This is a genomic window from Micromonospora sp. LA-10 (assembly GCF_051853095.1).
GTDB classification, from domain to species: domain Bacteria; phylum Actinomycetota; class Actinomycetes; order Mycobacteriales; family Micromonosporaceae; genus Micromonospora; species Micromonospora echinospora_A.
Genome location: NZ_CP195710.1, coordinates 1168977 through 1183170, shown reverse-complemented (window position 1 = coordinate 1183170; position 14194 = coordinate 1168977). Strand labels below are relative to the sequence as shown.

Genomic DNA, 14194 nt, shown 5'->3' with positions numbered 1-14194 from the left:
GTGCGCCATGACGTCCGAAACCGCAGGCTACGCCCACGTGTACGCGACGGCGATCCTGCGCCGCGGCCGGGAGCCGATGCCCCCGGCCGACTTCACCCCCGACTGGGCGGACGCGCCCCGCCGCGGCAAGTACTACCCGCACGCGCCGGCCTTTCCGCTGCCGGAACCGGCGTCGGCGGACGCCCCGCTCGACGCGGCGCTACGGCCGGACGGCGACGCCGACGAGCCGTTCACCACGCGCCTGCTCGCCGGCATGCTGCGCGACTCCTACGGGCTGCTCGGCCGGCGGCTGGGCGTGCAGGCCAACACCGACCTGGCCGGGCTTTCCTCGTACGCGCACGCCAACTGGCACCGGGGCACCGCCTCGGGCGGCGGTCTCTACCCGTGCAGCGTCTACTGGGTCGCCGGGCCGGGGGCGGATGTCGCACCCGGCGTCTACTACTACGCCCACGCCCGGCAGGCCATGCAACGGCTGCTGGCCGGGGACGTCACCGACCGGCTCAACGCGGCGGTCGGCCGGCCGGAGCCGGCCACCCAGTTCCTGGTGATCGGCGTCAAGTTCTGGCAGAACGCGTTCAAGTACAACAACTTCTCGTACCACGCCGTGTCGATGGACGTGGGCACCCTGTTGCAGACCTGGCGGTTGTGGGCCGGGGGCCAGGGCCGGCGGATCCGGCCGGTCCTCTGGTTCGACCAGGCCGCCGTCGCCGACCTGCTCGGCCTGGACCCCGACGCCGAGGCGCTCTTCGCCGTCGTGCCGCTCACCTGGGCGGATCACGACAGTGCCGACCGGGTCGAGGCGGCGCCACCGGCCCCGGTCCGGGTCCGGCACACCGACCGGGAACGCTCGCGTACCCGGCTCGACTTCGACATCCTGCAACGGGTCAACCGCAGCACCGCCGCGGCGGTGCGGCGACCGCCGGCCGGCGTGCTCGCGGACGCCGGCGCGCTCCCGGCGCGCACCAGCGCCGGGCATCTCGCGCTGCCGCCCGCCGCGCCCATGGACATGCCGGTCGGCGTGGCCCTGGCCCGTCGGCGCAGCAGCTTCGGCCGGTTCCTGGCCAGCCGGAGGATCTCCGCCGGTCAGCTCGCCGCGCTTCTGAGCGCGACCGCCGCCACCACCGTGCCCAGCGAGATCGACGGGCCGGCGGACCGGCCGCTGGCGAAGCTCTACGCGTTCGTCAACCACGTCGACGGCGTGCCCGCCGGCGGCTACGAGTACGAACCGGGCAGCCATGCCCTGGTCCCCGTCACCGACGGACCACCCGGCCGGTTCCTGCAGCGCAACTACTTCCTGGCCAACTACAACCTGGAGCAGGCCGCTGTCGTCCTGGTGCCCACCGTCCGCACCCACGCGGTGCTCGACGCCACCGGCGACCGTGGCTACAACCTGGTAAACGCCACAGTGGGGGCGATCTCGCAGACCTTCTACACGGCGGCCGCCGCGCTGCGCCTCGGCGCCGGGGTGGCGCTGGGCTTCGACAGCGTCTCCTACGTGGAGGAACTGGCGCTCGAGGACACCGGTGAGTTCCCGCTGCTGATCATGCTGGCCGGGCACGACCGGCCGGGGCTCGGCGACTACCGATACGAGCTGTCATGACGGCGACAGTGCCCGCGCCGAGCGCGCGGACGTCCGCCGCGACCCTTGACTGGCGCACCGGCGACTGGTTCATCGCCCGGATCGCCGGGTTGCCGCTGTCCACCGTCGACGGCCTGCGCTGTCCCAGCGCGGCCGACTGGGCCGAGGAGGTCCTCGCGCTGCGGGACCGGCTCGCCGCCGACGGCGCCCGGGTCGGCGACCTGCTGCACGACCTGATCAAGGGCAACGACGACGAGGAGGCTCGCCGCCGGCTGCTGGCGCTGCGCCGGCAGGTGCACAACAACGTGCTGCCCGCCGACCCGGAACCGGCTCTCGCAGTGGCCGAGCGCATCCGCGCCGGGTCCGCGTCGGACGTGCGGCGGTGGCTGGGCGCCCGGCAGCGGCTGGCCCGGCTGGAACACGACGGCGCGGCCGTGTTCGCCGCCGACGTCGCCCGGTCCCGCCGGCGACTGTGGGAGCTGGCCGACGAGCCCCGGCTGCGCGGAGGGCTCCAGCTCGCCTCGCCCACGCTGGACCAGCAGCTCGCCACCGGGGTCCCGCCGGACCCGGGCCGCCCCGCGAACAAGCGCGCCCGGCGCGTCGAGCGCTCACTGCTGTCCTACCTCTATCGCACCGCCTGCAAGACCAGCCCGTTCAGCACCTTCACTGCGGTCGCGCTCGGCCGCTTCGACGACGACGCCGAGGATCTCGGGCTGACGGTGGGGGAGCGGTGGCAGCGGCACGTGCGGCTCAACGTCGTGCTGGTCGGCCGGATCGCCGACCTGATCAGCGCCGACCCGGTGCGGCGCGGCGACCTGCCGGTGGCGCTGAGCCCGGGCTGGCGGCGTGACGCCGAGCGGATCCGCTACGTGCGGCACTGGGTGACCGCCGGCGACGACAGCGCCGCGGTCAGCTTCGACTCGGTCCGGGACGGGTTGTTCTTCCTGCGCCGCAGCGGCGTCCTCGACGAGCTGACCGCGCTGTTGCAGCGGCGGGGCACGATCCGCGGGGGCGAACTGGTCGACCGGTTGTGCGAGCTGACCGGCGCGGGCCCGGCCGACGGGCAGGCGTACCTGTCCACCCTGCTGAGCCTGGGCATGCTGCGCCTGGTCGGCCTCGAAGTCGACGTGCACCGCGCCGACCCGGTCCGGGCGCTGGCCGGCGCGCTGTCCGGCCTGGACCGCCCGTGGGCGGCCCGGACCGCCGCCCGCCTCACCGCGATCGGCGAGCTCGTGGACGCCTACCGCGAGGGGGACCTGGCCCGGCGCCGGCAGGTGAGGCACGAGCTGCGGGCGGCGGTGCGGGCGACCATGGTGGACCTCGGCGAACCGGATCCGCAGCTGCCGCAGACCCTGCTCTACGAGGACAGCCGGATCGGCGGCGCGCCGTTGCCGGTCAGCGCGTCCGCCTGGCGGCGGCTGGCCGGCGACGAACTGGCCGCGGTGGAACGGGTGCTGCCCGCGTTCGACCAGAACCTGCCGCACCGGATCATGTTCCATGGCTTCTTCCTGGCCCGGTTCGGCGTCGGCGGCCGGTGCGACGATCTGCTGCGGCTGGTGGAGGACTTCCACGACGACCTCTACGACCAGTACGCCTCCTACGTCTCCGGCCGCCGGTCGTTCGCCGAGGACGGCAGCTACACGCCGGAGGAGAACTGGCTGGGCCGGCCCGAGATGACCGCGCTGGACGCGGCTCGGCAGGCGTTCGCCGACCGGCTGCGCCGGCTGGTGGCGGCGGATCCGGGGCGGACCGAGCTGCCACTGCCGGACGCGCTCCTCGACGAGGTGGGCGAACTGCTCGGTGGCGCCGCCGGCGGGTTCCGCCCGCAGGGGCACTTCGTGCAGGTGGCGTCGCGCGGATCGGAGCCGCTGCTGGTGCTCAACCAGTCCTTCGGCGGGCTGTCCTTCCCGTTCAGCCGGTTCACCCACTGTTTCGCCGGGGACGCGCCGGGTCTCGCCGAGCGGCTGCGCGCGCAGGCCCGGTCCGTCGCACCGCCGGGCGCGGTCTTCGCCGAGCTGACCGGCGGGGCGGCCACGACCAACCTCAACCTGCACGACCGGCTCACCGACCACGTCATCGTCTGCCCGGGGGAGACCAGCGACGTCGAGCCGGACCGGCAGCTCACCCTCGACGACCTGCACCTGGTGCACGACCCCGGCACGGACCGGGTGGTGCTGCGCTCCACCCGCCTCGACCGTGAGGTGATCCCGGTCTACCTCGGCTATCTGGTGCCGATGGCGCTGCCGCAGATCCCGCGTACCCTGCTGCTGCTCTCGCCGGCGTCGATGGTGCGGCTGGATCCGTGGCGGGGCGTGCCCGCCGGGCCCGCCCGCGACGGCGTGACGACCCGGCCCCGGCTGCGCGCCGGCAACGTGGTGCTCAGCCGCCGCAGCTGGTCGGCGCGGGCCGGCGACCTGCCGCAGACCGGCGACCCGGGCGCTGACGCCGAGGCATTCCTGCGCTGGCGGCGGTGGCGGGCCGCGCACGACGTGCCGGCCCGGGTCTTCGCCACCGTCCACCCGTCCGGCGCGGCCCGCGCCGGGACCAATCCGAAACCGCAGTACGTGGACTTCGACAGCCCGCTGTCGCTGCAGGCGCTGCGGGCCTCGCTCGACGCCGGCGACGACCGGGTGGTGCTGCGCGAGATGCTGCCGGCCGCCGACGAGTTGACGGCCCGCGGCGAGCACGGCGGCCACGTCTGTGAGCTGGCCGTGGAGACCTTCCGCACCGATCCTGGGAGGATCCGATGACCGTGTCGGCCGCCGCGCCCGCCGACCCCCGCGGGGACTGGCTGGCGCTGCACGTGTTCTACGCCGCCAACCCGCAGCCGCTGCTCGTGGAGTGTGTGGCGCCACTGATCCGCGAGCTCACCGACCGGAACCTGCTCGCCGGGCACTTCTTCATCAACTACTGGCTGGAGGGGCCGCACGTGCGGCTGCGCCTGCGGCCCCGTACCCCGTCGGACGAGCCGGCGGTGCGGGCGCTGGCCGAGGCGGCGATCCACCGGTTCCTCACCACCCGCCCCGCCCTGTACGCAATGGGCACCGGCTATCTGCGCGAGCTCTACGACATCCTGTTCGCCCTGGAGTTCCCGGGCGGACGACCGGCGGAACTGGTCGACGACAACGGCCAGATGCTGCTGCAACCCAACAACTCGGTCAGCTACCGGCCCTACGAGCCGGAGTACGGAAAGTACGGCGGGCCCGACGGCATCGAGGTCGCCGAGTGGCACTTCCGGCACTCCAGCGACGTCGTGCTGCGGGCCCTCGCGACGATGAACCTGCACCTGCGACCGGTGCTGCTGGGCACTGCCGCCCAGTTGATGACGGTGCTGGCCGGGACGTTCCTGCCGGACCGGGCGGAACTGGTCGACTTCCTCGACCGCTACCACCACTTCTGGCACCGGGCGTTCGCCGGCACCGAGCTGATCGGGGCCGAGGAGTACCGCCGGATGTACGACGGGGTCGCGCCGGAGCTGGGACCGCGGGTCGAACGCATCCTCGACCTGGTGGCGCGGGGGGACGTCGCGCACCTGCCCGGCTTCCTGCGCGGCTGGGCCGAGCACGCCGGGGAGCTCCGGGAGCGGGTGCTCGGGCTGGCCGCGTCCGGCCGGCTGACGCTCCGGTCGTGGGGCGGCAGCGGGGAACGGGTGGTCACCGACCCGGCCGAGGCGCTGGCCGCGCTGCTCTCGCCGTACCTGCACATGACGAACAACCGGCTGCACGCCACCATCCGCGACGAGGCGTACCTGTCCTATCTGCTCGCCCGGGTGCTGCGGGAGCCGGCGGTGGCGGCGTGACCAGCCCGGCGCTGCTCGGCAAGCGTCCCCGCCTGCGCGAGGACCTGCTCTTCTCCCGCCCCTTGAGCCGGGGCCCGGCCACCGTGCACCTGGTCAAGGACCGGCGCAGCGGCCGGGCGTTCGAGCTGTCGGACAAGGAACGGTTCCTGGTGCGCCGGCTGGACGGGGTCCGTTCCCTGGGGGAGGTGGGCGACGAGTACGCGGCCGCGTACGGCCGGCGGCTCGGCGACGACCACTGGGTGCGGCTGCTGTGGCTGCTGCACGAGCGGGGACTGCTCGTCGGCGGGCCCGGGGAGCCGCAGGCGGCCCCGGCGGCTCGGCACGACCGGCTCGACAGGTGGGCCCGGCTGCTGGGCCGGCTGCTGAGCCCCGCGTCGGTCGCCGGGTGGGGCCTGCTGGTGGCGGCGCTGCTGGCGGCCGTCGCCTGGTACGCCGGCCCGCTGTGGCAGGCGGCCCGCCCGGCGTTCACGGACCCGCTCAGCCTGCTCCTGCTCGGGCTGCTCGCCTGGGCGGGCGCGGCCGTCCACGAGTTCGCGCACGCGCTGACCGCGGTCCGTCTCGGCGCCACCGTCGAGCGGATCAACCTGATCACGCTCACCTGCCGGATCGAGGACTACGCCTTCCTGCCGAGGCGGCGGGACCAGGCGGTGATCGCCGCCGCCGGCGGGGTGGCGAACGGGATGGTGCTGCTGCTCGTCGGCGCGCTCCTCGCCGCCCTGCCGGGCGCTTTCGCCGGCCACCTGTTCAGCGCGTACGTGCTGGTCGCCGCCGTGCAGACCGCTGTCAACTTCGTGCCGCTCCCACCGTTGGACGGCTACAAGATGGCCAGCCACCTCCTGGACACGCTGGACCTGGCGCCGGAGAGCCGCCGCTACCTGTACACCGCTCTCGGCCGGCTGGCCCGCCGCGGCCGTGTCCGCTACCCGAGGCCGGCCGCCGTACGCCTCGGTCTGTACGGCCTGTGGTGGCTGTTCGCCGCCGTGGCGGTGGCCGCCTGTGTGGTCTACCTCGCCGGCGCGCTCCTGGAGTCGACACTGGGCGTAATCGGACACGTCGTGCCCGCCGCGGTCGTCGCGCTGACGCTCGCCGGCTGGCTGGCCCGGCCCCGGCGTGCCGCCCCCGCGGGCCGGTCCTCTCCGTCACACCAGCAGAACATCGAAGCCCACAAGCGAAAGGCGTGACCATGCCAGCCACCGACGATCCGGCCATCGTGCTGGACTCCGTGAGCAAGTCGTACGGCGAGGTGAGAGCGGTGGACGACGTCACCGTCTCGATCGGCCGCGGCGAGTTCTTCGGCATGCTCGGGCCCAACGGCGCGGGCAAGACGACGCTCATCGAGATGATCGAAGGTCTGCGGACCCCGGACAGCGGCGCCGTGCGGGTGCTCGGCATGTCGCCGACGCCGCGCAACCTCGACCTGCTGCCGCTGATCGGCGTGCAGACCCAGCGGTCGGCGTTCTTCACCCGGCTGACCGCCCGGGAACACCTGGTGACCGTCGCCGCGCTCTACGGCCTGCCCGCCTCCGCCGCGGACCGGGCGCTGAAGCTGGTCGGGCTGACCGACTCGGCCGACATCCGGGTCACGAACGTCTCCGGTGGACAGCGTCAGCGCCTCGCCATCGCCTCGGCGATCGTGCACGACCCCCAGGTGATCTTCCTGGACGAGCCGACCGCCGCCCTGGACCCGCAGGCCCGTCGTGATCTCGGGCAGTTGCTGCGGGAGCTGAAGGCGGGTGGGAAGACCATCGTCTACACCACCCATCACCTGGACGAGGCGCAGGCGCTGTGCGACCGGGTCGCCATCCTCGGCGCCGGGCGTGTCCTGGCCCTGGACAGCCCGCGGGATCTGATCGCGCGATCGGGTGTCGGCACCCGCCTCGTCGTACCCGCCGGCCGGCTCAGCGCGGAGCAGGCCGGCCGGATCGACGGCGTCGACGGCATCGACATCGAGGACGGCTCGGTCGTCCTGCGTACCACCCAGACGGCCCGGGTGCTGGCCGCCCTCGGCGCCGAGGGCGGCCTCGACGAGGTGGAGACCCGCCCGGCCACGCTGGAAGACGTCTACCTGCAACTGATGGGAGCGCCGCAGGCATGAGCGCATACACCGCACTGGCCCGGGCCAGCTACAAGGCGAGCGTCCGGGACGCCACGACGCTGTTCTTCACGTTCGCGTTCCCGCTGGTCTTCCTGGTCATCTTCGGACTGATCTTCCGCAACCAGGAGGTCGCCGAGACCGGCCACGGATACATCGACTTCATCGCGCCGGGCGTGCTGTCGTGGGGCCTGGCCAGCGCCGCGCTGTTCGGCGTGTCGTTCACGCTGATGCAGTGGCGCAACGACGACCTGCTGCGCATCATCCGGCTGTCGCCGACGAGCATCTGGTCCGTGGTCGGCTCCCGCTACGCGGTGGCGCTCGGCATCGGCGTCGCGCAGAGTCTGCTCTTCGTCGGCGTGGCCATGCTGCCCTTCCTGGGCATGCGCCCGGACGGGAAGTGGCCGCTGGCCCTGCCGATGATGCTGCTGGCGGTGACCACGTTCCTGGCGCTGGGCCTGATCGTCGGCTCGCGCGCGGACACCGCCGAGGCGGTCGCCGCGATCGCCAACTGCATCGTGGTGCCGATGGCCTTCCTGTCGGGGTCGTTCTATCCCCTGGAGCTGATGCCCGGGTGGTTGCAGGGCGTCTCCCGGGCGCTGCCGCTGCGCTATGTCAACGACGGCATGGCGTACGCGTTCACCGGGTTCGGCTCCATGACCGACTATCTGGTGGCGTGCGGCGCGCTGGCCGGCTTCGCGGTCGTGTTCGCCGTCATCGGCGTGCGTACCTTCCGGTGGAGCCACAGCTCGTGACCGCACCCGCGGCGTCGGCGCCCCCGGTCCCGCTGTCCGCCGCCGCGGCCCGGCTCGACGAGCACCTGCGCCGGCGGTGGACGGCACGGCCGGTGGGCCCGGCGCCCCGGGTGGTCACACTGGGCGCCGCCGACGCGCTGGCCGGGGCGGCGCCGCACCGGCGGCACGCCACTGTGCACCTGAGCGCGGACGCGGTGCTGGTCGGCCCGGTCGCCGGCACCCCGCCCGGGGCCGCCTGCGGGCACTGCCTGGCCATCCGATGGCAGCGGCTGCGCGGCCGCAGCGAACGCGACGCGCTGGAGACCGGTGGTGCTCCGACAGCGGTCGGGCCGTGGCCCCGGCTCACCGCCTACCAGCTCGACGCGGTGTGGGACCTGTACCGGGCGGCGCACGCCACACCGGCCCGGCCCGCGCCGCCGACGTGGGACGACCCGGACCGGCGGCTCGCCCGGGTCAGCCGGCTGGAACTGGACACGCTGCGGGTACGCACCCACCCGGTGCTGGCGGAGCCGCGCTGCCCGACGTGTTCGACGGCGCGTCCCGACTCGCCGGCCGAGGTGCCGGAGCTCGACCGGCCGGCGCCGAAGCCGGCCGTCGACGCCTACCGGCTGCGCGCCCCCGGGGACTACCCGCTGCCCCGCGCCGCCCTGGTCAACCCGGTCTGCGGGGCGCTCGGCGCGGGCACCCAGCTCACCATCACCTCACCCACCACCGCCCCGGTCACCGGCAGCGTCTTCATCCGGGGCTACGGCGGGCTGCTCGACGTCTCCTTCAGCGGCCAGTCCACCGGCTACGACGCCAGCCACGCGCTGGCGTACCTGGAAGGGCTGGAGCGCCACGCGGGCACCCACCGGCGGCGCAACCTCGTCCCCGTCGTCGCCGCGTACGCGGACGTCGCCGAGCACGCCCTGCACCCGGACGAGTGCGGCAGCTACCCGGACGAGGTGTACGACAGCGACCCGATCCTGCGCCGCTTCGACCCGGAGCGGCCGATTCCCTGGGTGTGGGGCCGGGACCTGCGCACCGGGCGGCCGGTGCTGGTGCCCCGGCGGCTCTGCTTCTACAGTTCCCCGGCCGCCGGGGACACGTTCGTGCTCTCGTCCTCCAGCGGCTGCGCGACCGGCAGCTGCCTGGCCGAGGCGGCCCTGTTCGGCTTGCTGGAGCTGATCGAGCGGGACGCCTTCCTGCTCGGCTGGTACGGCAACCTGACGTTGCCGAGGATCGACCTGGCGAGCTGTTCGCCGGCGGTACGGGCGATGGCCGACCGTGCCGAGTTGCAGGGGTACGCGCTGCACGCCTTCGACAACCGGATCGACCTGGACGTGCCGGTGGTGACCAGCCTGGCGGTCCGCCACGACGGCGGGCCCGGCCTGCTGTCCTTCGCGGCAGCCGCGCACGTCGACCCGGAGCAGGCGGTGGCCGGTGCGGTCGCCGAGGCGCTCACCTACATTCCGCACCAGCCGGCCACGGTGCGCCGGCGGCGGGGCGAGCTGGAACGGATGGCCGACGACTACGGCCTGGTCCACCGGCTGCCGGACCACTCCGCCCTGTTCGGCCTGCCCCGGATGGCCGGGCACGCGGCGACGTACCTGCGCGACGCGGCGGAGCGGGACGTCGGGAGCGTCTTCGCCGGCCACCGGGGGGCCGGCGCCCGGGACCTCCTCGACGACCTGGGCCGGGTCCTGGACACCCTGCACCGGCGCGGCCTCCGGGCGATCCTGGTCGACCAGACGAGCCCTGAGCAGGAGGCGGTCGGGCTGCGGTCGGTGTGCGTGGTGGTGCCCGGCCTGCTGCCGATCGACTTCGGCTGGCTGCGTCAGCGGGCGCTGCACCTGCCGCGTCTGCGCACCGCCCCGTACGCGGCGGGGTTGACCGGCGCGGAGCTCACCGACGACGACCTGCGCCGCGTACCCCACCCGTTCCCCTGAGCCGGCCGCCGCGGCGGCGGCCGGACACGCGCACGTAGGGCCGCCCCGCTGCCGGGGCGGCCCTACGTCGTGACCGATCCGCTCAGGCGCAGCAGCTGGTGGTCGAGGTGGTGCTGCTGCAGGTCGAGGTGGTGCCCGACGAGGAGCAGGAGGCCAGGATCGCCTCGGAGGCGTCGGCGTAGTCGGAGATCGCGAAGGTCTCGGACTCCAGCTCGAGGATCTCCTCGGCGAGGGCGTTGAGGTCGGTTTCGGGCGCCATGATGACTCCAAGGGGTTGGGTCCGGCCGGTTCCTCCGGCCTGGGACAAGCAGACCGCACGGCGCTCACCGATCGCCGTCGTCCGGACCCCCGGATCGCTGTCACCGGTGGTGAGCGGTGTGACAGCGGCGTGCGGTTGGCTCAGCGGCATGGTGTCGTCCGGCCCGCTCGCGACCGCCCGCCCTCCGGGCCCGGCCCTCGACGCGGGTGTCCTGGCGCGGGCCGGCTCGCTCTACCGCGACCTGCACGCCCACCCGGAGCTGTCGGGCCGGGAGGAGCGCACCGCGGCCCGGTTCGCGGCCGCGCTGAGCGAGGCCGGCTGCGCGGTCACCACCGGCATCGGCGGGTACGGCGTCGTCGGTGTCCTGGCCAACGGCGCCGGTCCGGCGGTGATGCTCCGCGCCGAACTCGACGCGCTGCCGGTCGCGGAGCGGACCGGGTTGCCGTACGCGAGCACCGCCACCGCTGTCGACGGCGAGGGGCGCCGGGTGCCGGTGATGCACGCCTGCGGGCACGATCTGCACCTGGCGGCGGCGGTGGGCGCCGCGGCCCACCTGAACCGCGTCCGGGACCGCTGGCGGGGAACGCTGCTCGTGCTCGGGCAGCCGGCCGAGGAGACGCTGACCGGCGCGGCGGCGCTGATCGCGGACGGGCTGTACGAGCGGTTCGGCCGGCCGGACCTCCTGCTGGCACAGCACGCGGCGCCGCTGCCCGCGGGCATGGTCGCGCACGGGTCCGGTCCGATGACGGCGGGCTGCGTCACCCTGGAGGTGACGGTGACCGGCCGTGGTGGGCACGCCGCCACCCCGCACCTGTGTGTCGACCCGGTGGTGCTCGCCGCCACGGTCGTCGTCCAGTTGCAGACCGTCGTGGCCCGGCAGGTGGGGCCGGCCGAGCAGGTGACCCTGACTGTGGGTTCGCTGCGGGCGGGCCACCATCCGGGAGTGATCCCGGAGGAGGCCACGCTGGGCGTCACGATCCGGGCGCTGTCCGACCGGGTGCTGGACGACGTGCATGAGCGGGTGGTCCGGACGGTGCGGGGCTGTTGCGAGGCCGCCGGGAGCCCGGTGGAGCCGGTGCTGCGGGTGGTGTCGCGGACCCCGGCCTACCGGGGCGATCCGCAGGTGGCCGCGCGGTTGCGCGCGGCCCACGAGCGGACGTTCGGCGCCGGCCGGGTGGCCTGGTGGCCGTCGTCGCTGGCGGCCGAGGACTTCCCGCTGCTGGCCACCGACGGGATCCCCAGCGGGTACTGGATGCTGGGTGTCGTCGGCCCGCGCCAGTGGCGGGCGGCGCCCGGTGGCAGCGCCGTCGAGAAGCTCGCCGCCCTGCCGGCAAACCACAGCCCGTCCTTCGCGCCGTACGCGGGGCTGGCGCTGCCGGCCGGGGTCGAGGCGCTCGTGTCCGGCGCGCTCACCGCGCTGGCGCCGGAATGACCGGCCGAAGCATCATGCACTGGACCGTATGAACTTGCACCCGGTCCGCGCTCGCTGGTAACCTCTCCGCATATTCATGCGGAGGTTAGTATGGGCATTCGGACAGCGGTGGCCGGGGCGAGCGGGTACGCCGGAGGCGAACTGCTGCGCCTGCTCGCCGGTCACCCCGAGTTCGAGCTGATCGCCGCCACCGCGCACACCCAGGCCGGTCAGCCGGTCACCGCCGTACACCCGCAGCTCGCCGGCCTGGACCTGGTGTTCGCCGCGACCGACCCGGCGACCCTCGCCGACGCGGACCTGGTCTTCCTGGCCCTGCCGCACGGGCAGTCCGCGGCGCTCGCCGCGGCGCTGCCCGAAACGGTCAAGGTGGTCGACCTGGGGGCGGACCACCGGCTGCGCGACGCCGCCGCCTGGGGCCGCTACTACGGCGGCGAGCACGCCGGCGCCTGGACCTACGGGCTGCCCGAGCTGCCCGGACAGCGGGCCGAGATCGCCGCCGCGACGCGGGTGGCCAGCACCGGCTGCTACGCGGTGGCGACCACGCTGGCGCTGGCGCCGCTGATCGCGGCCGGCGCGGTACGCCCCGACGACGTGGTGATGGTCGCCGCCTCCGGCACCTCCGGCGCGGGCCGGGCCGCCAAGGCCCACCTGCTCGGCAGCGAGGTGATGGGCGACCTGTCGCCCTACAAGGTGGGCGCGCACCAGCACGTGCCGGAGATCAAGCAGGCCACCGGCGCGACCGGTCTGTCCTTCACGCCGGTGCTCGCGCCGATGCCCCGGGGCATCCTGGCCACCGTCACCGCCGTGCCGACCGGCGACGCCGACCCGCGCGCGGTGCTGGCCGCCGCGTACGCCGACGAGCCGTTCGTGCACGTGCTGCCCGAGGGCTCATGGCCGCACACCGCCGCCACCGCCGGCTCGAACTCCTGCCACCTGCAGGCGACAGTGGACGTCGACTCGGGGCGGGTGATCGTGGTCAGCGCGATCGACAACCTCGGCAAGGGCGCGGCCGGCCAGGCCGTGCAGAACGCCAACCTGATGGTGGGTCTCCCCGAGACCACCGGTCTGTCCGTGTTTGGAGTGGCCCCATGAGCGTCACCGTCCCCCGTGGCTTCCGCGCCGCAGGCGTCGCCGCCGGACTGAAGTCCTCCGGCGCCGCCGACGTCGCCCTCGTGCTCAACGACGGCCCGGACGCCGGTGTCGCCGCTGTCTTCACCGCCAACCGCGTCAAGGCCGCGCCGGTGCTGTGGAGCCAGCAGGTCGTGCACGGCGGCGTCGTGCGCGCCGTGGTGCTCAACTCCGGCGGCGCGAACGCCTGCACCGGCCCGGCCGGCTTCCAGGACACCCACGCCACCGCCGAGCACACCGCCGCCGCGCTCACCGCGGCGAACGCCCGGCTCATCGTCGGCGCGGGCGAGGTCGCTGTGTGCTCGACCGGCCTGATCGGCGAGCGGCTGCCGATGGACAAGCTGCTTCCCGGCGTACGCGACGCGGTGCGCGGCCTGTCCCGCGACGGCGGCCCGGCGGCCGCCGAGGCGATCATGACCACCGACACCCGGCCCAAGACGACAGTGGCGCGGGGCACGGGCTGGAGCGTCGGCGGGATGGCCAAGGGCGCGGGCATGCTCGCCCCGGCCATGGCCACCATGCTCTGCGTACTCACCACCGACGCGGTGGCCGGGCCGGACGCCCTGGACGCCGCGCTGCGCGCCGCCACCCGGATCACGTTCGACCGGATCGACTCCGACGGCTGCATGTCCACCAACGACACGGTGCTGCTGCTGGCCAGCGGCGCGTCCGGCATCGAGCCGACCGCCGAGGAGCTGACCGCCGCGGTCACCGCCGCCTGCCACGACCTGGCCCAGCAACTCCTGGCCGACGCGGAGGGCGCGTCCAAGGAGGTCGCGATCGAGGTGGTCGGCGCGGCCAGCGAGGACGACGCGGTCGAGGTGGGCCGCGTGGTGGCCCGCAACAACCTGGTGAAGACCGCGCTGTTCGGCAACGACCCGAACTGGGGCCGCATCCTCGCCGCCGTCGGCACCACCGCCGCCGTGTTCGAGCCGGACGGCGTGGACGTCGCGGTGAACGGCGTCTGGGTGTGCCGGGGCGGAGCCGCCGCCGAGGACCGCGCCAAGGTGGACCTCACCGGCCGCGGCGTCACCGTCCGGATCGACCTGCACGCCGGCGCCGACGCCGCCACCATCTGGACCAACGACCTGTCCCACGCGTACGTCCACGAGAACTCGGCCTACTCCACGTGAGCGCGAGGAACGCAGCGAAGCGGAGTCCCGCAGTCGCGAACGAAAGGCGGGCTCCGGTGAGCGCGAGGAACGCAGCGAAGCGGAGTCCC

The 14194-nt window shown here is 74.4% G+C and carries 11 protein-coding genes; 10 read left to right on the top strand and 1 reads right to left on the bottom strand.

Going from position 1 to position 14194, the window contains the following annotated elements:
- The first annotated feature begins 7 nt into the window (after positions 1 to 7).
- Genes ACSDG8_RS05520 through ACSDG8_RS05490 form a run of 7 tightly spaced genes read left to right on the top strand, consistent with a single transcriptional unit; the run spans position 8 to position 10153 of the window.
- Positions 8 to 1600 (top strand): SagB family peptide dehydrogenase, encoded by a 1593-nt coding sequence (locus ACSDG8_RS05520; protein ID WP_439427724.1) that lies wholly within the window; start codon positions 8 to 10, stop codon positions 1598 to 1600.
- Positions 1597 to 4329: a lantibiotic dehydratase gene (locus tag ACSDG8_RS05515; protein WP_210897577.1), complete on the top strand. Its 2733-nt coding sequence runs from the start codon at positions 1597 to 1599 to the stop codon at positions 4327 to 4329. The genes ACSDG8_RS05520 and ACSDG8_RS05515 overlap by 4 nt, the downstream gene beginning before the upstream one ends.
- Positions 4326 to 5378, top strand: a complete 1053-nt coding sequence (locus ACSDG8_RS05510) for a lantibiotic dehydratase C-terminal domain-containing protein (protein ID WP_210897575.1) — start codon at positions 4326 to 4328, stop codon at positions 5376 to 5378. The genes ACSDG8_RS05515 and ACSDG8_RS05510 overlap by 4 nt, the downstream gene beginning before the upstream one ends.
- Positions 5375 to 6559 (top strand): peptidase M50, encoded by a 1185-nt coding sequence (locus tag ACSDG8_RS05505; protein WP_210897572.1) that lies wholly within the window; start codon positions 5375 to 5377, stop codon positions 6557 to 6559. Before ACSDG8_RS05510 ends, ACSDG8_RS05505 begins: the two co-directional genes overlap by 4 nt.
- 2 nt (positions 6560 to 6561) lie before the next feature.
- Positions 6562 to 7473 (top strand): ABC transporter ATP-binding protein, encoded by a 912-nt coding sequence (locus ACSDG8_RS05500; RefSeq protein WP_210897569.1) that lies wholly within the window; start codon positions 6562 to 6564, stop codon positions 7471 to 7473.
- Positions 7470 to 8225 (top strand): ABC transporter permease, encoded by a 756-nt coding sequence (locus tag ACSDG8_RS05495; protein ID WP_210897567.1) that lies wholly within the window; start codon positions 7470 to 7472, stop codon positions 8223 to 8225. The genes ACSDG8_RS05500 and ACSDG8_RS05495 overlap by 4 nt, the downstream gene beginning before the upstream one ends.
- Entirely contained in the window at positions 8222 to 10153 is a 1932-nt protein-coding gene (locus tag ACSDG8_RS05490) for a TOMM precursor leader peptide-binding protein (RefSeq protein WP_210897565.1), read from the top strand. Before ACSDG8_RS05495 ends, ACSDG8_RS05490 begins: the two co-directional genes overlap by 4 nt.
- Before the next feature lie 82 nt (positions 10154 to 10235).
- On the opposite strand, the gene ACSDG8_RS05485 is transcribed toward ACSDG8_RS05490, so the two are convergent.
- Positions 10236 to 10412: a thiazolylpeptide-type bacteriocin gene (locus ACSDG8_RS05485; RefSeq protein ID WP_210897563.1), complete on the bottom strand. Its 177-nt coding sequence runs from the start codon at positions 10410 to 10412 to the stop codon at positions 10236 to 10238.
- 151 nt (positions 10413 to 10563) lie between these two features.
- Between ACSDG8_RS05485 and ACSDG8_RS05480 the strand changes: the two genes are divergently transcribed.
- The 3 genes from ACSDG8_RS05480 to argJ all read left to right on the top strand — a co-directional run bounded on the left by ACSDG8_RS05480 (position 10564) and on the right by argJ (position 14105).
- Positions 10564 to 11844: an amidohydrolase gene (locus tag ACSDG8_RS05480; RefSeq protein ID WP_210897725.1), complete on the top strand. Its 1281-nt coding sequence runs from the start codon at positions 10564 to 10566 to the stop codon at positions 11842 to 11844.
- A gap of 90 nt (positions 11845 to 11934) precedes the next feature.
- The gene (gene argC, locus ACSDG8_RS05475) at positions 11935 to 12936 is read left to right on the top strand and encodes an N-acetyl-gamma-glutamyl-phosphate reductase (RefSeq protein WP_210897561.1); all 1002 of its coding nucleotides are present in this window, start codon (positions 11935 to 11937) and stop codon (positions 12934 to 12936) included.
- Positions 12933 to 14105, top strand: a complete 1173-nt coding sequence (argJ, locus tag ACSDG8_RS05470) for a bifunctional glutamate N-acetyltransferase/amino-acid acetyltransferase ArgJ (RefSeq protein ID WP_210897560.1) — start codon at positions 12933 to 12935, stop codon at positions 14103 to 14105. The genes argC and argJ overlap by 4 nt, the downstream gene beginning before the upstream one ends.
- The last annotated feature ends 89 nt before the right edge of the window (positions 14106 to 14194 follow it).

Bases quoted from the DNA above. Each gene is read 5' to 3' on its own strand.
- ACSDG8_RS05520 (WP_439427724.1), top strand. From the start codon at position 8: ATGACGTCCGAAACCGCAGGCTACGCCCACGTGTACGCGACGGCGATC.
- ACSDG8_RS05515 (WP_210897577.1), top strand. From the start codon at position 1,597: ATGACGGCGACAGTGCCCGCGCCGAGCGCGCGGACGTCCGCCGCGACC.
- ACSDG8_RS05510 (WP_210897575.1), top strand. From the start codon at position 4,326: ATGACCGTGTCGGCCGCCGCGCCCGCCGACCCCCGCGGGGACTGGCTG.
- ACSDG8_RS05500 (WP_210897569.1), top strand. From the start codon at position 6,562: ATGCCAGCCACCGACGATCCGGCCATCGTGCTGGACTCCGTGAGCAAG.
- ACSDG8_RS05495 (WP_210897567.1), top strand. From the start codon at position 7,470: ATGAGCGCATACACCGCACTGGCCCGGGCCAGCTACAAGGCGAGCGTC.
- ACSDG8_RS05485 (WP_210897563.1), bottom strand. From the start codon at position 10,412: ATGGCGCCCGAAACCGACCTCAACGCCCTCGCCGAGGAGATCCTCGAG.
- argC (WP_210897561.1), top strand. From the start codon at position 11,935: ATGGGCATTCGGACAGCGGTGGCCGGGGCGAGCGGGTACGCCGGAGGC.
- argJ (WP_210897560.1), top strand. From the start codon at position 12,933: ATGAGCGTCACCGTCCCCCGTGGCTTCCGCGCCGCAGGCGTCGCCGCC.